Genomic DNA, 21,538 nt, shown 5'->3' with positions numbered 1-21,538 from the left:
AGGTGAATGGCTTATTAACGCAAAGCATGCGTTATGGGCCATTCACCTCTTTGCCGTATAAGGAGAGAGCGACCCGCTCCAGATCTTCCTCGTATTTGGCATGTGTCGTCCGGATGACGGCATTGAATACACCGTCAAGCTCGCGGCTCAGCAGGGCAAGCGCCTGGGCGGTTATGCCGCCGGGAACGGCTACTCTTGCCTGAAGGGTTTCTGGCGACATGCCTCCTTCGGTGAGCAGCTGGCCGGTGCCATAGAGCATCGCGCTTGCCACAATCTCCGCCTCTTCCCGGGGGATTCCGGTTTCTTCAACCGCCGCGTTGATGAAGCTCTGCAGGACAAAGGCCATGAAGGCCGGACCGCAGCTGGAAATATCCGAGACGATCCGCGTATGCTTCTCATCAATGGCCAGAGGTGCGCTGATCATGGAGAAAAGGTTGTTCAGGCGGGCTTTATCCGCTTCATTCAGTCTATCGCCATACATGCATAAGGTTGCGCCGCAGCATACATAATTCGTTATGCTGGGAATGACTTTCGCTATCTTGCAGGGTAGAGAATTTTCCAGCTGCTCAATCAGGACAGGGCTGGTAATCGAGATAACAATCTGGTCTTCCGACAGAATCCCGCGAATCTCTTCGATGACCCGTTTATATTCTAGCGGCTTGATGCACAAAAATATCAGATCCTGTCCGATGACGGCATCGCGGTTAAGAGGGACAGCGCGCAGGCCAAGGTGCCGGACGGCAAGCTTTTCCGCTTTGGCGAAGGTACGGTTGCTGGCGGTAATTTGTGACGGTTCAAGCGCGCCCGAACCGATAAACGAATCGATGAGCAAGCTTCCCATACTTCCGATTCCGATAAATCCAACATTCATCGTAACCCCTCCTTGGCACTTTGCTCTTACTACCCTATGCAAGGGGGCAAGGCCAACATAACCAAAAGTACGGCAAAGTTTTAGACATTATCGCCGGATAAATAAAGGACAGAGGTGACCTCTACAATATGTACTCTGAAAAAAGAAGATCCGACTGGAATCGAAAATTTATGGTGGCCGCCCTGCTTCTCCTGGGGGCCCTGCTGCTGGTCGCTGCGCTCTATCAATCGGATTCAAGCGAGCCGCCAGGCTGGGTGGCTATGAACAGCCAGGTGAAAGAAGTGTTGAATCCGGCGGACAATGAGCCAGGACTTGCTGCGAAGGATAAGATAAAGAACGACGCTCCTGGCGCGGACCGGCAAAGCGGCGGGATGACGGTTCCAGCTTCAATAGATGCGGAACAGGAGGGAGCCGCAAGCCCCACGGATGTCGCGGAGGACAGCAAGACCTCAGGCGGAAGCAAGACCAAGGAAGGAGCTAAGCCTGGCTCGGAATATATACCCTCAGACTCGGGGAAAGGGACAGACGCGAAGCAGGCTGCAAGTGCAGGGGCAGGAGGTGAGAAGGCTATTGAACCTCAGGGAGCCGGCCTGACCGAAGAGGGCAAAATCAATATTAATTTTGCTACGGCCCAGGAACTGGATGAGCTGCCCGGCATCGGGGAAGCCAAGGCGGGAACGATCGTTGCGGACAGGGAGAAGAATGGTCCGTTTCGCTCAGTTGACGATTTGCTCCGGGTCAAAGGAATCGGTCCCAAACTACTGGAAAAAATGAAACCTTCCATTGTTGTTGCGCCTTGATTGTGCGACAATGGGAAAAGCAGCGGCCAGAGCCGTTGCTGCTCAATTCCGGCGAGGAGGATTCTTACATGTCCGAACAACGCAAGCTTTCATTGGAAACGCTATCCGTCCACGGAGGCCAGGAAATCGATCCTGCGACGATGTCGCGGGCAGTACCGATTTATCAAACAACGTCTTATGGGTTCCGTGATACCGATCATGCTGCTGACTTGTTTGCGCTCAAGGAATTCGGCAATATTTACACCCGCATCATGAATCCGACAAGCGATGTGTTTGAGAAACGTATTGCCGCTCTGGAAGGCGGACCGGCCGCTCTGGCTGTCGCATCGGGTTCGGCGGCTATTACATACGCAATTCTGAACATAGCCGGCTCAGGAGATGAAATCGTCTCCGCGACCAGCTTGTACGGCGGGACTTATAATCTGTTTTCAACTACGCTTCCCAAGCTGGGCATCAAGGTCAATTTTGTCGATCCGCAGGATCCGAACAACTTCGAGGCCGCGATCACCGACAATACAAAAGCCCTTTTTGCGGAGAGCATTGGCAATCCGAAAGGTGATATTATTGACCTTGAAGCGGTCGCTGCCATTGCTCACAAGCATGGTATTCCGTTTATTGTCGACAACACGTTTCCAAGCCCGTTCTTGTGTCGTCCCCTTGAGCATGGCGCAGATATTGTGGTCCATTCCGCGACCAAGTTTATCGGAGGTCACGGGACGTCCATCGGCGGCGTCGTTGTGGATGGCGGGACCTTCGACTGGAAGGCAAGCGGAAAATTCCCCGGCTTGACCGAACCGGACCCCAGCTACCATGACGTCATCTATACGGATGCCGTAGGGCCAATTGCATATATTATTAAAATGCGCGTACAGCTGCTTCGCGATATGGGAGCTGCCATTTCGCCGTTCAACTCCTTCCTGCTGCTGCAGGGGCTGGAGACGCTGCATCTGCGGATGGAACGGCACAGCGCCAACGCTCTGGCTGTAGCTCAATTCCTCGAAGCTCATGATGCGGTGGAATGGGTCAACTATCCGGGGCTGCCGAGCCATGTCTCCTATGACCTTGGCCAGAAATATATGCCCAAAGGTCAAGGGGCGATCCTTACCTTCGGTATTAAAGGCGGGGCGGATGCCGGCAAAAAAGTGATTAATGCGGTATCGCTGTTCTCCCATTTGGCTAATGTGGGCGACTCGAAGTCGCTGATTATCCATCCGGCCAGCACAACCCATCAGCAGCTGTCGGAGCAGGAGCAGGAAGCGGCAGGCGTAGCGCCGGGAATGATCCGTCTTTCGATCGGAACTGAAGGCATCGACGATATTCTGCATGATCTGAGCCAGGCTTTGTCGGCCAGTCAGCAGTAGGATTAACAGGATAGGAGAGGAAAAATTACGATGGTTACGGATTCGCGCGAGAGCGCGCGCAAAGACTGGGATACTTACTTCATGGATATTGCCTACATGGTCTCCACGCGTTCACGTTGTTTGAGGCGGCATGTAGGGTCTGTGCTGGTGCAGGGGAAGAAGCTGCTCGGGACGGCATATAACGGAGCTCCCATGGGCGTGGCCGACTGTTCGGAGGCCGGCTGCATGATTGTGGAGGAGCTGGAGCTTCAAATTACGGACGGAGAAGAGCGCATGGTCAAGAAGCAGCGCTGTATCCGAACCATTCATGCGGAGCAGAACCTGCTGCTCTTCACCGACCGGATCGACCGGGAAGGCTCTACCGTATATGTGACGGATCAGCCATGCTGGACTTGTGCCAACATGCTTGCGAACAGCGGAATCAAAGAAATCGTCTACCATCGGAATTACTTGAAGGACAGCGATAAGGTTACCAATTTGATGCAGCAAAAAGGCATTTTTTTCCGTGCATTGGCGGGATATGAGCCGCCGGAGCAGGCAAAGATGAATGTTACATCCTGATTAGAGGATACAATGAAGCGTTTTTTGAGGAAGAACCTCTGTGTGCGCCTGTTTGGGCGCTGCGGGGGTTCTTTTTTTTGAAAATAAGATAGGATGGTGTTTGGTCTATACGTTGCTTATATTTCTGAGGTGAAGAAACTTACTTTGCCGTCTAGAGGACGGTGAAGCGTTTCTTCTTGTTGAATCATAGGAAGGAGGGGGCTGCAAATGAACATGAACAGTCGACCTTTGGTCTTTTTTACACTCTGCTGGGTACTGGGCAGTGCGGCTGGAGCCGGGCTGTTGGTCCCTGGCATCATGCTGGCGGGAGGGGCCCTTGCCGTCCTGCTGTTTGCACAGATATTGCTGCATCGTTCAACCTGGCTGCTGGCGGCCGCCTGCCTGGTGGCATTTGCCGGCGCCGCGGCAGAACGGGGTTGGGCGGACAAGCATAATGTCAGCGCGCTGCCACCACCTGATCAGGAGGCGGCGGCTCCCGGCAGTTCCGCTGCGTACAGCGTGGAAGTCTCGGGAACGATTGTCTCGGCTGTCGAGGTGGATGGTGACCGCGCCCAATTTAAAGTGCGTGTGCACGATGCCGCGGTAGCTGGCGAATCAGAGCCGCGCAAGCTGAGCGAGCTTCTGCTTGTCAACGTCAAGCTTGCCGAGCAGCCGGATCAGGCCATTGCCGCGGGCTGGAGACGGGGGTCGCATATCGTGATCAATGGCGAAATCAGCGAGCCTGCTGCAGCGACCAATTTTGGCGGCTTCGATTACCGGAGCTATCTTCTCAGCCAGCGCATCCATTGGCTGCTTAAGGCAAATGGCATTTCATCCGTGCAAATAAGCCCCGGTCCGCGTCTGAGCAAGGCTTCTCTATTAAGCCGCATTGACGAGTTTCGCGGATCGCTCGGAAGCCGCATGGACGGGCTGTTCCCAGCGGATCAGGCCGGATATATGAAGGGACTGGTGCTGGGTATACGCGAGGACCTGGATCCGGAGCAGTTCCGGCAATTTTCCCAGCTGGGACTGACGCATATATTGGCGGTATCGGGTCTGCATGTAGCGGTATTCCTCTACGTCCTCGGGGGGCTGCTGCGGCTGCTGCGATTGACCCGCGAGCGCATGCTGCTTATCATGATTGCCGCTGTCCCGTTCTATGTGCTTCTGGCGGGCGGCGCCCCCTCCATTATGCGGGCCGGAATCATGGCCATGCTGGGGTTGTTCGCGGCGCGGCTGAACAAGCTGAAGGACGGCCTGCACCTGTTGTCAGCCGCTGCGCTGCTGATGCTGGTTTGGGATCCCTATCTGCTTGAGGATGTTGGCTTTCAACTATCCTTTCTTGTTACAGCCGGACTCATTCTGGGCGTACAGCCTGTCAGGAAATTACTGCCCCGTGGCAAACGCTCGAAGGCGCTGTTTGATTTGATCGCTGTAACGGTGGTGGCCCAGGCTGTATCGTTTCCGCTCACTATCTATTATTTTAATCAGATCCACCTGCTTTCATTGCTGGCAAACTTCATTCTGGTACCGTTCATCAGCTTCATCGTTATGCCCCTTGGAGGAGCTGCGCTAGTTCTGGACAGTCTATGGCATGCAGGAGCAGCGTGGCTCGGTTCGGTTGCGTCAGTAGCCAACCGTTTGAGCTTTGGCGTTGTACTGCAGCTAAGCGGATTCCAGCAACTCCGCTTCATTATTGGTTCGCCGCCGTTTGGCTGGGTTCTTTATATGTACGCATCAATAGGATTGTGCCTGTCGTTGCTTCATCGTCGGGGCTTGCAGCCAATCTTCGGGAAGTCATCGAAGCAGCCTGACAACGATACCCGACCGATGGGCGGAAAGCAGTGGGTGGAAGAAGACGTTACCCAACCTCTGGGTTCGCTTCTTCCGAACCGGGCGGAGGCTTCCCTTGGCGCATCGGGTTCCAGACAGCCTATCCAATCCACCGGTCGAATTATAATTTCCGTCCTGCTTTGCTTGGCGCTGATTGCTCCGATTCTGTGGGCCTATTATCCGAAATGGAACAATAACGATGCCTACGTCAGCTTTCTGGATGTGGGGCAGGGAGATTCCATTCTGATCCGGACAGCTCATGGCAAGCATATTCTCATAGATGGAGGGGGCTCGGTGAGCTTTCGGAAGAAGGGGGAGGAGTGGAAGGATCGCGACGATCCGTTCGAGGTAGGCCGCAAGGTCCTTGTTCCGCTGCTGCAAAAGCGCGGCGTGCAGCAGATAGATCTGCTGGTCATGACTCATCTGGACAGCGATCATATCAAGGGGCTGCGGGCTGTCATAGACAATATTCCTGTCAAAGGGATGCTTTGGAACGGTACCTTCAAGCGCTCCGATGATGCGGTTTCCATGCTTGGCGCTGCCGTTGACAAGGGAATTCCGATGTACCGCAGCGAGGCCGGCCAAAGCTGGGTTATCGACGATGGAGCGACCATCTCCTTAATTGGAGGAAACAGGGATAGCGAATCCGACACTATTCCTCTGGTGGAGGAACAGAATGGGCAGAGCGTAGCGATGATCGTAGAGCTGTACGGAAGATCGTTTCTGCTGACCGGCGATGCCGATGCAGCGGAGGAGCGTGCGATTCTTTCCCGGATTTCTGAATCCGGAGGAGCTTTGCTCGAACAGCCGGCAAGCGCTGCTATCGGTGAACATGAAGAAAATCAAGCAATAAATAAAACAAAATCGAATGTCATCGACGTAATGAAAGTTTCCCATCACGGAAGTAAAACCTCTTCCACACCGGAGTGGCTTGCCTACTGGCAGCCTCATACTGCGGTCATTTCCGTCGGCAGGAACAATACGTATGGACATCCGAACGGCGAGGTCATGGAGCGTTTAACCGCTGCCGGAGCCGATGTGAAACGCACGGATCTGAACGGCGAGATTGAGTATCGCATCACTGCGGACAGTCAGTTGTTCGCACGGCAGATGCTTGCTGGATGGCCTTAAAGGGAAATTATTTGGAGCCGTGTTTTTGGGCAATAGGAGGATATTGCCAATTATTGTCGAATAAATAGAGAAAAGCAGGCTCCGCGCAAGAACATTTCAAAAACCAGGTTAAGGATATGCCTGTAGATATTCATTAACCAGTGTCATCTGAAGATGCGCCTTAAGGCTGGACAGCTTATTGGATTCAATTTAATTGACCCGCGGGGCGGTGCAAAAATGCAGCCGTCTTTTTATGCGGTGCTTGCATATTGGGTGGAATTTCAAACTGAAAAGAGGCATCAATAATGTTAAGAGCAGTCATCGTGGATGATGAGCGACCGGCCATTCACCGCTTGCAGCAAATACTCAATGTCCGGGAAGACGTGGAGATTGTCGGTGGATTTACCAAAGCCTCCGAAGCGCTCAAAGCATTTCCGGAGCTGAGGCCGGATGTGGCTTTTTTGGATATTGAAATGCCGGAAAGAAACGGTCTCGAACTGGCGGCGCTGCTGCTGGACATGCAGGAGGATCTGGAAATTATTTTTACCACAGCCTACAGCCAGTACGCCCTGGAGGCGTTCCGGGTCAATGCGATAGATTATTTGCTGAAGCCGGTCGATCCAGGCCTGCTCGAGCGTACGATTCAGAGAATCTATAAGCGGAAGGAGAGGGGAAGTTCCCTGAACCGGGCGGCGGAGAGTGCACATGCGCGCATTCAATGCTTCGGCAGCTTCGCGGTTTTTGGAAGGAACGGGGAAACGGTCCGCTTCCCGACGATGAAGACGGAAGAGCTTCTTGCCTACTTTTTGACCCACCGCGACACGGATCTTTCCAAATGGGCGATATGCGAAGCCTTGTGGCCGGAGCAGGAACCGGAGAAGTCGGAGCAGAATTTGCACACTTCCGTATACCGGATGAAGAAGACCCTTCTGGAAAACGGTGTCCGCATCCATCTGGAATCAAGAAAAGGCGTGTATCGCTTTGAACTGCTTGATTCATGCGATTACAGGCAGTTGGTGGAACTCAGCAGCCAAAGCCTGACGCCGAGTGATCAGTCACTGGATGATGCCGAGCGGATGCTGCTTCAATATCGCGGCACATTGTTCGGGGACAAGGATTACGCATGGTGCGAGTCGGAGAAGGAGCGTGTTCAGAAGATTTTCGCCGAGCTTGCCAAACAGCTGATCCGCGTCTGTATGGACGCGAAAAATGTTAATCGGGCGCATGAACTGCTTCAATTCATGCTCGAACGGGTTCCATATGACGAGACGGCGCATGAATGGCTGCTGAGCATCTACGTTTTGCGGAAAGACCGAATTTCTTTCTTCACGCATTATAAAAAAATGGAGGATTGGCTGCTGAAGGAAGTGGGGATCGCCCCCTCCGCTTCGGTTAGAAGGCTTTATAAAAAAATAAAAACGGAAATGAAATAAACAGGCTTCGAGGCGTGTGGGATGGACGCGCTTCGAAGCCTGTTTATTTTCGTTGAAATGAACGGTTTATTGTCGAAGCTTGTCAGCGTTTTGTGAGAATCCTGGCGTAATATAGGTAATTGGAATCAGATTTATAGCTGGGGGGTCATATGTTGATGTTGAATAGCCAAAAGTTGAGAAAATGGCTGGCGGTGACAGCGGTTTTTAGTCTGCTTTTCTCGCTGCTGCCGGTCTGGACTGCGCCGAAGGCGGAGGCCGCAGGCGATGATTTGGAGGTGACTTTTGGCGCAGGTACGCTTATCGGAAATTTATCGCATGAGGCGGACAATTCGTTTCTTAATTTTGCCAGTAATCAGCCGGGTTTCACCAAGAGTGACGGGATCAATATGGATCCTGCTAACGGGGATGTCTTCGTCCATTCAGGAGAATCGGCCCAATTCATCATTAACGTAGCTGACAATCCTGCTCTAAAGGCAATTGCACAAAGCGGGCAGGCGCAAGCGATTGTGGGATGGGGCTCCCTTCACTGGACTGAAACATCAGGCGGCTGCGGCTTTTTGAGTCTTGAAAATTGCTTCCAGGGAACGAGAACATGGATTTACGTGGACGGAACGGAAGTATTGTATGAAGAAGCATGGGACGGCGGGGTTTCGGCAAGAAGTGCTGTGGTGACGATAACTCCGACGACCGAGATTCGGATCGAGGTGAGCGGTGTCAGAGATGGCGTAGACGCTCCGTCGGGACCCAGAGGTTTATTTGTCAAGTTTCAGGATAAAGAACGTCCGGAGATGACGGATTATACGTTCACCGGCAATGGAGAGGAATGGCCAAACAACAAGATTAATCAGCAGGAGCTTTATGTCAAGAAGGGCGAAAATATTTCATTATCTTACAATTTCAGCGAGCCCGTACGCCCTACGACAGTCGTTGCGGCGAATGCGGATGCTTTTCTTAAGCATCCGCTGTTTGTCAATCCAGCCGGAACCGGTCTGCCGGCCTCAGGGCAAGCGCAGTATTTGACCAGCAAGACATACACGCAAAGTACTTTTTCAGCCAATCAAGGGGACCCGTATCAGTATTTCAAGTTTCCTCTTCATGACAGCATTGCGTATCAATATACGGGCACCCAGTACCATAACAGCGGCAATAATCCGCTTGAACCGAAAATACTGATCGATCCGGACGACGATACGTCGGGAGATCCGCCGATAGACCAGCCTTTGGAGAAAAAGTTCAAGGATGCCGTGTTCGCAGACGCGGCCGGCAATGTGGCGGATATTTCATTTCCCGGTACAGCCAACGGGGGCAGCAATAATTATCTGGACGGCAAAACAGTTGATCCGTTCGACTACAGCAAAGAGGGCTTCCGCGTCATAGTCGATGCGGTGCCTCCCAAGTACACGAAGGTAGGCAACGGCATACAGCCGCAAATTCTTACCGGCGTTAATCTTAATAATCATGATGCGTTCGATTTCACGCTGCAGCTCTCGGAGCCGGCCGTCGTGAACAGGCAATGGGACGTAACCAAGACGTTCCTACTTTTGAATAATGGTATGAAAGCGACGTATACAGCAGGAGAAGGAACAGACAAGTGGACCTTCAGTCTCCAGATTCCGGACGGACAGGAAGTGGAAACACCGCTGCTCAAGGCGGTGGCCTTGACGAATGACAAGGCTCCGATCAATCCCGCAACGAATGAACCGTCCGACACCAACGTGCTGCGGGATTATGCGGGGAATATGCTGATCCAGCCCATCAACTATGACGGTGTTTGGCCTGCGGATGTCAACGCCGATGACAGAGCCAATGTCAATTCGAAAATTGACTGGGCAGGATTGTCGATTGACAATACGCCGCCGGCGATCGGATATCATTTCGAGAATGGCGGAGCCGACAATCAAACGTACCGGAAGAATGGAAAGGTGACGATCGACGCCAACGATCCGCCGCTGATTGTACCGGCCTTGGATCCGGTGCAGCCCGGAACGACCCGGCCGAGCAAGGGTATCTATCGTCCTTCGAATTTGACGGGATCGAATTCTCCGGCTGTCGGACTGGTCTATTATGCGTGGACGCGCAGCGAGACAGATCCCTTCAAAGACGCACCGGTTGAACCAATAATTGATCCATCCAATCCCGTATTTGATGATCCGTTCACAGCCGTCAAACGGTACGCCTTGTCTGGCAAACAGCCCAGAGAGGAGCTGTATCCGGGCAATGCGCAACTGGCGGAGCTTGATCTTGGCGTAGTCAACAACAAAACGAATCTGATTCCGCTTCCCCCGGAGGCGCTGACCGCCCCGAACAGCGGCGAATGGTATTTGCATGTCTGGACGGCGGATATGACCTGGGATTCGGCGAGAGAGCTGATGCAGGAAGAGAAGAAGGACAATTATATCCAGGACCATGCTCAAGAGTACAGCGACTGGCTGGACGAAGCGCCGGGCTCAGAGGCGGACAAGATCTTCTACGCCAATAATCAGGCGCTGGCGAAAGTGGGCAGCTACGGCGATCTGAGCGTCTGGCCGCTGGCCGACTTCAGGAACGACGATTCGAACTGGACGCATAATGTGACTGCCGTCAAGGTGGACAACCGTGCGCCGGATATTGCATTTGACGGCACCACCGGGAACGATACCTCTTCCGTTCAGGTCAAGGTGACGGTGAATGATCCCCACAGCGGAATCCAAACCAGCCAATATCAATGGGTGAAAGCAGGCGCTCAGCCTCAGGACGTCGATTGGAAGGATCTCCCGGGCTCGGGAGGCACGCTGACGCTGGCCACGTCGAATGACATTATTGAGGACGGCAGCTACGTCCTTTACGTGAAAGCATCGGATCATGCAGGCAACGGGCAGACCCTCACGAGCGAGACTGTGACGGTTAATTCCGTCAATGCCGTTACCGGGAGCTTCGTTCCGGAGCCCGAAGCCGACGTTTATGTAAACAGTCATGAGGTACAGTTCCTGCTCGGCGGCTCGCTGCTGTCAACCGTTACCTCTGCGACCTATTCGGATGATGAAGCCGGAACAGGAGAGCAGACGGTCATTGATGCGACCTATTCGGATGGTGACGACGGCGCAGGCAATCAGCCATTAGCCGATCTGGAGGATGCGGCAGCCGGACCGCTTTTTGCCGGCTATGCCTTCAGCTCAAGTCCCGTACATCCCGCAGATGACGGTGCGTTCACGCCGCTTGCAGCTGTTAATCAAGCGGACGACGGAACTTTAAGCTACGCGATTGCGGCTGATCCGGCATTAAACGGAAAGCAGTATCTTCATATACTGGCGAAGCTGGACCAGTCCGGTATGGAGAAGAAATACTACTTCTCCAAGGCCTATTATTTCGATAACCTGCCTCCGGAAGTGACGTTCAGCCGAACCGGCTCCGATTATCCGCGGCCCTCCCAGAGCGTGGCGGTTGCGATCAATGAACTGTACACTCCGGCTGGTGCAAGCGCGACCTATCAGTTTGTCAAGGATGGGGATGCAATACCGGATGTGAGCTCTCCCGGATGGAAGCCATTGGAAGGCGGTACGGCGGCAGTCGACAATCTGGGGCTGCAGCCGGGCGAAACGGCGCGTTATACCTTATACGTGCTTGCCCTTGACGGAATCGGCAACGCCGGCATTACGCATACGGGGACGTTCAATATATCCAGGGAGGCTGACGAAATTCCTCCGACCTCTGTGTCAGCAGGCTTGATCTACTTGTATGGCGACACGCTGGACGGCTACACCGCGATCGTGAAGCTGGGCCTCGGAGCGGAGGACAAAACAGGCTATGAATATTCCGTATCCCCGGACAATGGAGCCAGTTGGATGAAATGGAGCCCTTACACGAATTTCGTCTCGTTGAAGGTGCCGACGGACAAGCCGGCGGCTCTGCAGCTCCAGGTCAAATTCCGCACGCCGGGCGGTATCGTCGGTGATCCGGTCAAGCTGGATACGTCGGGTGTCTCTACGCAGCAGCCGGTCTATGCATTGGCATCGCTGAGCACAACGCGGCCGGTGAAGCCAAGCGTAGGCGTCGACATTAACGTCACGGCTCCGCTTGGCATCAAAGTGGTGCCTGCGGCTGTGAATCCGTCCGCTCCGGTCCGGTCGGGCAATACATTCAAAGTCAACACAAGCGGCGTGTACGCCTTTGACCTTACCGACATTGCGGACGATACCCGTACGGGCACCTTGTATATTTCCGTCAGCAACATCGACGACATATTGCCGCATGGTGAGATTGAATATTTGAAGACAATTCCGACCAACGGCAATGTGACGGTTCAACTGGTCGATTTGTCCGAGCCAGCCAGAGTGCTCAATAACAACGGCAGGACGTCCTATACATTTACGGAGAACGGAAGCTTTACCTTCCAACTGATGGATGAGGCCGGCAACACCAATGACATTACGGCCAACGTTGAAAATATTCGTAAAGCAGTGCCGAAGGTCGAGGTCGTCCGCTCCTATACGTATGGGGAGAACGACAGCAAGAGCTACGGCACGATTAAGGACGGCAGCGGCAATGTGCTGTTTGCCTCCGGCGTCAACCTGACGGTGGTCAAAGCCAATGATGAGGCCGAGGACGTCACCATCACTCCAGTGGATGGCAAGGATACGATCATGCTGCAGAAGAATGGTACGGTTTCCTTCATCGTCTCCGATCAGTACGGCAATACGGACGTCGTTAAAGAGGTGGTCGACAACATCATCTCAAGTCCGCCGGCAGTCGATTCGATCACCTATACTTTCGTGGATAGCGCGGGCAATCCGCTGCCGCAGAATCAGATCAAGACCGTAAACGGCAAGCAGGCTGCCCGAGGAAATGTGAAGGTAACGCTAACCGGCAAAACGGCGTCGCCGAACCGTGTATTCCTCGGCATAGCTCCGACCAAAGCCGAAAACGGCAGCTATTCGAATGCCATCAGCGAGGCGGACGGCTCATTCAGCTACACGCGGACCTATTCCGCGAATGGAGCGACGACCGTTGCCCTGTCGGATATCGTGGGCAATGCGGTCAAGGTGCCTCTCGATATTCAGGGACTTGACAATACACCGCCGTCGATTGAACTGAATTTACCGGCTGTAGGCATCGTGAAGAAAAATCTGGATGCGCTTGGTCTGGTGAAGGACCCTGCTGCCGGCGGTTATATCGTTACCGCAGACAAGGCCAAAGAAATGGGTCTCGGCGGATTCCAGGTTTCGGATAATCTGTCGGTCGAGGGCTCTATCCGCGTCATCGTCAGCGGACTGGATATGAGCAAGACGGATGGCACGCAGCAGCTTGTGACCTACACGGCCGTCGACGAGGTGGGCAATAAGGCGACAGCCACCCAGTATGTGACGGTAGTCGACAAGGATGGCATGAGCATATTCGCGAACGGTCTGCTGATATCCGGCTCCTCCGCGACGACAGCCATTTTCGATCAAAGCACGCTTACGTTCAATATTACAAACTACAACGTTGTGAACGTTGGCGGACGCGATCAGGTCAATGAGAAAGGCACTTACGACCTGCTGTACCAGTCCGGATTGTACCGGGAAGGGCAGATGAAATATATCGCCACGGGCATTTCATACAGCGATTTGGTAAAAGGCAATTTCAAAGTGAGCTTCCCAAGTGCCGGCTGGTACACGATTATAGTCCGGAATCAGGAGCGGGAACGCGAGTTTGCGACCTTCTTCATCAGTAAGAAAGGCTAGCGCGAAGTCATAAGGCTGATCGAAACAGATGCGGTGGCTTGGGCTGGGTTTCTCAAGGGCCATCACTTACCACCGTGAATACAAAAAAGAGACTTCACAAGAGGAGGCAGTTCGTTTTGAAGCTGTTTACCAAATTGCTTGCATGCGTGCTCGCGCTGCTGCTGTTCCTTTATTCGGGGAGCGGGATCTCGTCCGCTCTTGCGGAGGACATCAGCGCGCCCAAGGTGACGGAGCTGCAAAATGATTTTATTAAAATTACTGTCGACAATGCCTCCGGCCGGTTCGGCATCCGGACGGTGGACGGGCAGCCCATTCGCAAGAAGGACCAGAATGTAAGTCTGCTCTTTCAGGGTGATGATCCGGAAACTTCTTTTACGACCTTCAAGATTGACGGGACTCCTTATATATTCGGCAATCCATACAAATTCGGCATCGATTTCTTCTCTGAGACATCCAAGCCGAGCATTATCGAGAACAACGACGGCACCAAGCAGATTGAAACGGTCTGGACAATAAAAGGCGTTCAAATCAAACAGGTATTGATGCTGTATGCCGATCCATCCGACAAGCTCAATGCGGGCAATATCAACATCCGCTATGAGGTGCTTAACAACAGCGGTCATCAGGTGGAGCTGGGTACCCGCATTCTATTGGATACGATGGTGGGCGGCAATGACGGTCCCGCCTTCCAGATCGGCACGGCCTATGAGCAGCCGCTCACGGTCGAACGGGAACTGGTGCACAATCCGGAAGATAATGAACAGATTTCTCCAGAAGACAGAGCGTACTATAAACTTCCGCCGTATTGGGTTATGCGGGACAAGCTCGATCTGAGCAAGCCTACGGCGACTGACGTCATGGCCTACGGCTTCAACAACTTTGCCGAGCAGAACATCAATATTGTGGACAGGATGCAGGTCGGACATTGGAACGGTCTTGCCAATACGAAGTGGGATTATACTCCGGATGGCAATCTGGATTATACGACGGATACGAATGACTACGGAACTGCCGACTCCGCCGTAGCTTTCTATTGGGATCCGAATGTGATCGCCGACAAGGCGTCGCAATCGTTCGAAACCGTCTACGGTCTGGGCGAGCTTGTCGCTCCGGACAAGGTATTCTCCATCCGTTATCTGGATACGCCGCTGCAGCTTGCTGCAAATGAAGACGAAAGCGCATATGTCGATGAAGGCGTCTTTGATATCAACGCGGAAGTGGAGAATCTGCCCGCGTTCAATATGGAACAATCGCAAATCGAGGTCATTATGGAGCTTGATGACGGACTTGATTTCGTCAAGCTGGATGATCAGGGCAATGTGGTGAGAAACACAGACGGCAGCGCCCAGACGGAACAGGGGCGCAGCAAGAAGCTGACATTCAAGAAGACGGCCACTCCGGCGGAAGCGGAGCAGGGCATTATTCCGAAATACAAGCCTGGCGATACGGTAACCGCCACCTTCAAGGTGAAAGCCAAAGGCAAGCCCTGGCCGACAACCAGACAGTACATGCTGACGGCTAGCAGTCCGGAAACGGAGAAGACGCTTGCCGGGGAAGAAGATCAGGGCATCAAGGCGCAGTATGAGTCCAACAAAGCCAACTTCATTCTGCTGCCTGCTGTCGGGGACGCGGTGCCGACAACGGCCTACGGCCTCTCCCCCAAAGAGAACTACGCAAGCGATGTGAAATATATAACGGTCAATATGACGAACATCGACGCGTATAATACAGGCAACGACTCGGCTGAACCGAACTTTGACCTGTTTCTGGAGAATGTGGCCAGCGGCGAGCGCTACAAGGTGCCGGTCAAAAGCTCGGTCATTCTGCAGCCGACGGATGACGGCTTCTCCGGCGATATGCGCATCACGTATCGTGGCGGCGATCAGGTAGACGACAAGGGCGTGGCTATCGAGGACAAGAGCGGCCTCGGGCCGGATCTGCCGCTTGGCGAATACCGGGTCCAAATTGACTACAAAGGCGATACCGGAGGCAATACGGATATCGCTTCAATGTACAGCGTAGCGACGAAACAGACGTTTATTGTCACGGACAATGACGCGACCCGGATACGGGAAGCGCAGCTCATGGCTGTCTACAAGCAAACAGTCGACTTAAGCTCCGTCCCCCTATCCATGGGTCAGGAGCAATTGGATGAGCTTAACGAGGCCTATCCGACGAATAAGTTTAAGAACCCCGGGGATCCGTTCAACGCTGTCCAGGCTTATACAACGGCGATGGGATTCCTGAAAATTGCGAGCCAAGCGGTGGATTCGGGCTTCGATATGGGTCCGTTTCTGGACACGGATTCATTGGCGGAGCTGCCGGCCTACGAATACAAGCTGTTTGATTCCGAGGAGGAATTCGAGGAATTCTTCGATTCGGAGGAGCATCCCGACCGTGAAATGCTTGTCAGCATCCGTGGAATGATCAAGGAGTCCGGCGGAAGCGACGACAAGCAGGTCGTGGTGGACACGAAGACCGAGCCGGCGATTATCAATGACGCCGTCGCCTACCAGGGCAAGGATATGGTGTTCGTGCGCGGCAAGCTGGATGCTTTTAATCTGTCCGGTCTTGCGGGCTATAATGACATGCCTTTCTTCGACACCTTGTTTGTGAAAGGAGATGGCACGCTCAGCGTGGCCAGCAGCGGTTTCGTGTTCCATAAGGGAGAATGGACGCTGGACTTCTATAACGGCTTCGAGAAATCCTTGGGCGACGGCTATTCACTTTTCCCTGAGGATTATCCGCAAAGCGGCGGCAATCCGATGGACTTAAGTCTGAACGGCGGCCTGCAGTGGGCGTCGGGAGCGCTTGGCGACCAGATCAATCCGCTTCGGCAGGTGACGGTGCCGCTCGTATATTTCAACAAGCACAGCCTGTTCGCAGTGCCGGGGTTTTCGTTTAGCGGGTTTGGCATCAAGTTTAACGACTTCGTGCTCAGACAGGGCGGCGTATCTTTCGGCGGGAGCATTTCCCTGAGCTTTATCAATGCCGAGGTTCGCAACGTCATCTTCAACGACAAAGGTTTTGTCGGAATCGATGCGGCGCTCAAGTTCAATCTCAATGAAGGAATTGGATTGATCGAGCCGGAGGACTCCGATGAGGAGGAAACCAGTGAAGCCGAGGATCCTGACGCGCCCGGAAACCCTGGTACGCCAGAAAATCCGGATACACCCGGAAGTCCAGGCGGTGGCGGGGGCAAAGAAGAAGAGGAAGAACCGGGCAGCCCGAGCGGCGAAATCGATATCGTGCATTTTGTGCAGCCTGTGGACGATGTGTCGAATCAATACGGCATAAAATTCGACGCCCAATTGAAAAGCATGACGGAAATTTCTGCGGAACTCTCCTTCAAGCAGGTGGCAGACGGCCGCATCTTGCCCGATGTCATTGCATTCGGAACAACGCTGCCGGCGCCGGGCATTCCGATTGCCGGGGCGCTGAATTTGACTGCGCTGCGGGGAGCGGTGCGTGAACTGGCCGATACGATCGCCGGAGGAACGAAGGACGATCCGTTCCCGCTTACGCTGCAGGCCGGCGTGGGCTTGCGCTTCGGAGTTGCGCCGGCTTACTTCTTCGGCGATATCGACATGACCTTGAAGCGTACGGGCATAAAGCTGGAAGGAACGATGGATTTTTCCGCGGTGGCCGAGCCCGAAGACGACCAGTTGATCAAGATGCTGACCATGGCGCTGATTGAAGCTCAGTGGACAAGTCCGTGGTTCGTGCATATGGCAGCGGAAGTGGACATCGGCGGCTGGAATCTGATTGTGGGCAAGGTCGGAATTTTTGTCGGACAAAATCTCGAGAAGCACCGGATCGACTTTGAAGGCTATATCGGCGCGAAAGTACAGATACCCGAGGATGTGCCTGTCGTCGGCGGGATGCCGCTGGCCAGCGTATTTTTCGGCCTCAATAACGACAAGATCTGGGGCAGCATCGGCATTTTGTTTATTTCCCTGGGAATTACGTACTACTGGGGCGGAGGCGTCGAATTCGGCACCTCGGGCGAACAGCTCCCAGACGGCTTTGCCGATCTGCTGATCAATGATCCCGAGCGCGGACCGCGCCTGCTTGTTATCGGGCAGGGGATGAAGACGGTCGCGACCTCTTGGGTGGATGCCGAGAAAGAGACGCAGCAGATCACCTACCGGGACATTTCCGAAGGCGTACAGCTGCTGGATAACGGGTCGATGGACATCGGCGTCGGCGGGATTACGGTATCCAATAATGGACGCATTCACGAAATTCCGATGAGCGGCGTGAGCGGAAACGCCATTATCGAAATGGAGTATACCGATAAGGAAATGCCAGGCTTTACACTGAAGGACCCGAGCGGCAAGGCGTATCCGGTGGTTTTCGACAACACGAATACGAATCCTGACGCGAACGCCTTTACGCAGTATATTTCCGCTGCTTCGTCCAGCGACAAGGTGGATCACCGGAAGGCCTATATCATTCTTCCCGAGGATAAGGTCAAGAATGGCGGAAGCTGGACGCTTACCGCGCAATCGTCGGTCGAAACCAGACTGATTAACGTACCGACGGTTCCGCAGCTGAAGCAGGTGAACCTGACGCAAAGCGGAGCAGATACGAATAAATTTACGGCAAGCTGGACCGTGGACAACGCCGAGACGGGCGACACGGTGGACCTCTATTTAACGGAGAATGCCGTATCCTCGAACACGGCCAAGCTGGCCAACGGGCAGGAGGTGCTCGATCCGGGCGATCCGGGAATGCTGATTGCCAAAGGACTGCCGGTTGGCAATAACGGCGGCAAGTCCGGCTCCGCGACAAGCGGCAAAACGGACATCGATATCACCAAGGTGGATATGCTGGGCGGCGAGGAGGATATCCGGGGGCTGCTGCAGCAGGGCGATTATTACCTGCGTGCCGAGCTCAAGTCGGCATCCACCTTCGGCACCAAATCGTCGCCTGAGAAGATCAGTATCGTCGATCCGCTTGCGCCAAGCAAAGTAACCGATGTGGAGATCAGGCCTGCGGGCGACGGATACTTCTCGCTGTCCTTCAAGCCTGCGGCGAAGAAAGCCGGTCAGGAATCGTTCGAGCATGATTATGTGCTTACTGCGCTGCAGGATCAGAACGGCAGCCTTGCGCCATATCCGAATTTTGGCGACATTCTGTTTACCGAACAGGAGCTGGCCGATCACTGGAATGCGGCAACCGGCAAGTACGAGGGCATTCTGCTCGGCGGCTGGTCCGCGACGACAACCGACAATACGGTCGATCAAAGCAGCCTGGAAGGTACGGCGCTGGACCCGAAAGATGTCCAGTATTCCGGATTGCAGGTCGGACAGAAATACGTCATCGGTGTCGAGGCCGTAGTCAAGCCTGACAAGGAAGCGGACAAAAATGAAAACTATCATTATGCAGAGAGGGTCGACAGTGTGAATACGCTGCTTCCGGCACCGGTCAAGCCAAAGCTCGAGCAAACAAAAGACTTCTCGGCGCCGACAGCCAGAATCGACATCACGACGAAAAATACGGCACAGCAGAGCGTTGAGCTGTACTCCGATCTTCCAAGCGTCGAAGTAGAGGCGATCAACGACGGCAAATCCGTCGGCAAGGTTGCGCTGCAAAAAGACGGCGAAGGCAGCCATGGCGTGCTGCAGCTTGATCCGTTCACAACGGACGGCACCTATGCCATCGAGTTGCGTGTGACCAATACGAAGACGCAGGACAGCTCCGTCAAGATGCTGTATCTGACCGTGGATACGATCGCTCCGATTCTGTATCTGGACGAGCCGATCACCGGAGACAGAACGATAGACGGAAAAATCCGTTTCTCCGGCCAGACGACCACTGGCGACACGCTGGAGGTGCTGGATGGCACGAACACTACTCCTCTTACCGTAGCAGAGGACGGCAAATTCTCAGGAGAAGTAGCTGTCAGCTCGGATGCTCCGACGGTAGAGCTGACGGTGCAGGCTCACGACAAAGCGGGGAACTACAATCAGGCGGTCGTTGAAGTGACGAACGACAAATTCCAGGCTCCGACAGAGATCGCCATCCAGAAGGCGGGAGCGCAGCCGGGCGAGCGGGAGCTTGGCTTGAAGCCAGGCGACAAGCAGAAGCTCCAGGTCGTGTTGTGCATGCCGGAGGGCGATTTAACGGAAGGCAAACCGTCATGCAAGGAGGTTACGGCCGCAAGCGATCGGGTCCGCTATACCCTTTTGCAGGGCGATTCGGTGACTTTGGCCGATGACGGAACGATCACTGCGGAAGAAACAGGGGCGAGCCTGATTCAGGCAAGCTACGAACTGGCAGACGGCGTCACGCTTGAAGCGATGCAGGCTGTTTCCGTGGAAGTGCCTGAACCGACGGGGCTCGGTCATTTGGAAGCTTCAACGTCTCCAATCGCTTTTGAGAGCGCCTTGAGCGAAGTCAAGATAGACAATCCGGGAGAAATGCTTGGCTATCAGCTGGTTTACAACGTATTCTCGCAATCGGAGACTGCGAGGCAGCCATCATTGAATGAGGATCTGAGCGATTGGGGCTTCCTTCCTGAAGACGGAGTGGTTGCTGCCCAGCCGGGCAACATCATAGTGGTGGCGAAGCGGACCTCTTCGGACAAAAAGGCCGTGGCGGCTTCAGCTAAGCTTACCGCCCAGGTATGGCAATCGGTAGGCGGATTTTTCGGCGGAGCGGGGGCTCCGGCCGTAGGTCCGAAAGATCCGGCGCTCAGCCTGAACGACAAGCCGTTTGACGCGCAGCGGACAGACGACGGCAGGCTGACCGCCCGGATTACGACCAAGGATATAACAGACGATACGTCGGATATCCGGATTGTATCCAGGGATTCATCATTGAAGGGCTATACTTTCCAATTCGAGAAGGCGCTCGTGCAGCAGGCTGCGGATAAGGGGCAGCGGATCATCATCGATGTTCCTGCAGGCCGCCTGACGCTGACGCCCGATATGCTGGCGGGAATGGAGCAGGATCTGGAGGTATCCATCGATCCGAACGACGCTTCTGCGCTTAAAGCGCTGGAACAAATTGCGGATGATTCCGATGCCTCCATGCTCGGATCAGGAGAGGGGATTTCGATCCGTACGAATCTTCCCGCAGCCAACTGGCATTCTTACGCCGCCGCCCGCATCGCGGTGCCGGGTGCAATCAAGCCTGAGGATATAACGGCGGTCGTGCTGAGAAGCCCGGACGGGGCATGGACCACGCTGCCGTGGAAGCTGGAGCGGTCCGGCAATCAGGCCTATGTGAACGTGCAATTGACCGGAAGCGGCAGTCTGGTGTTCATGCGGAAAAGCGCATCGTTCACCGATGTGAAGGCCAGCTCCTGGGCCAGGCAGTCGATTGATCAGGCAGCGTCCAAAATGTTTGTGATGGGCAGAGGCGCTGGGCGTTTCGAGCCGGACAGCAATATTACGCGGGCGGAGTATCCGACGCTGCTGCTTAGGGCCGCAGGCATGATGAATAAACAGGCGGGGGCATCCTTTGCCGACGTCAGGAAGCAGGACTGGTATTACCAAAGCGTAGCCATTGCCGCGCAAATGGGTATTGTCACCGGAATGGGCGACGGTTCATATGGTCCGGGCGCGACCATTTCGAGGATTGAGGCGATGACCATGGCGGGCAGACTGTTGAACGCGCTCGGCCGCGGCGGCGATCTTACAGAGGAGAAAGCTGCGCAATTGCTCGGCACGTTCGCGGACGGTCCATCCATTCCCGAGTGGGCCAAGCTGTCAGCAGCGCTTTGTATTCAGGAAGGCATCATTCTGGGCGAGAATCAACAAATCAACCCAACGGATAGATTGACACGGGCGCAGGCTGCGGCAATTGTGATGCGGCTCGATGCCCTTATAACCGGAAAATAATGACAGGCAGCACCGGCAACCGCTCGAACAGGTTGCCGGCT

At 54.4% G+C, this 21,538-nt stretch carries 8 protein-coding genes; 7 read left to right on the top strand and 1 reads right to left on the bottom strand.

Translation table 11 applies throughout. From position 1 onward, the window contains the following. Positions 1-31: 31 nt before the first annotated feature. Positions 32-871, bottom strand: coding sequence for a late competence protein ComER (gene comER, locus ACFOLF_RS07080; protein ID WP_210037749.1), 840 nt, complete (start codon positions 869-871; stop codon positions 32-34). A gap of 128 nt (positions 872-999) precedes the next feature. On the opposite strand from comER, the gene ACFOLF_RS07075 reads away from it, so the two are divergent. The 7 genes from ACFOLF_RS07075 (at position 1,000) to ACFOLF_RS07045 (ending at position 21,497) form a co-directional block, all read left to right on the top strand. Next, entirely contained in the window at positions 1,000-1,671 is a 672-nt protein-coding gene (locus tag ACFOLF_RS07075) for a ComEA family DNA-binding protein (RefSeq protein ID WP_210037748.1), read from the top strand. A 68-nt stretch (positions 1,672-1,739) separates the two neighbouring features. Beyond that, the gene (locus tag ACFOLF_RS07070) at positions 1,740-3,032 is read left to right on the top strand and encodes a homocysteine synthase (protein ID WP_210037747.1); all 1,293 of its coding nucleotides are present in this window, start codon (positions 1,740-1,742) and stop codon (positions 3,030-3,032) included. Between the two features lie 30 nt (positions 3,033-3,062). Beyond that, positions 3,063-3,593, top strand: coding sequence for a deoxycytidylate deaminase (locus tag ACFOLF_RS07065; RefSeq protein ID WP_210037746.1), 531 nt, complete (start codon positions 3,063-3,065; stop codon positions 3,591-3,593). Positions 3,594-3,800: 207 nt separating this feature from the next. Continuing rightward, positions 3,801-6,536, top strand: a complete 2,736-nt coding sequence (locus ACFOLF_RS07060; RefSeq protein ID WP_210037745.1) for a ComEC/Rec2 family competence protein — start codon at positions 3,801-3,803, stop codon at positions 6,534-6,536. A gap of 284 nt (positions 6,537-6,820) precedes the next feature. Beyond that, positions 6,821-7,948, top strand: a complete 1,128-nt coding sequence (locus tag ACFOLF_RS07055) for a response regulator (RefSeq protein WP_210037744.1) — start codon at positions 6,821-6,823, stop codon at positions 7,946-7,948. A gap of 155 nt (positions 7,949-8,103) precedes the next feature. After that, entirely contained in the window at positions 8,104-13,647 is a 5,544-nt protein-coding gene (locus ACFOLF_RS07050) for a hypothetical protein (RefSeq protein ID WP_210037743.1), read from the top strand. 116 nt (positions 13,648-13,763) lie between these two features. Next, complete coding sequence (locus ACFOLF_RS07045; protein WP_210037742.1) at positions 13,764-21,497, top strand: S-layer homology domain-containing protein; 7,734 nt, start codon at positions 13,764-13,766, stop codon at positions 21,495-21,497. Positions 21,498-21,538 lie beyond the last annotated feature (41 nt).

Source organism: Paenibacillus sepulcri (assembly GCF_042647105.1).
GTDB classification, from domain to species: Bacteria; Bacillota; Bacilli; order Paenibacillales; family Paenibacillaceae; genus Paenibacillus_Z; species Paenibacillus_Z sepulcri.
The sequence above is the reverse complement of the archived record's forward strand: the minus strand, read 5'-3'. Positions and strand labels throughout refer to the sequence as shown.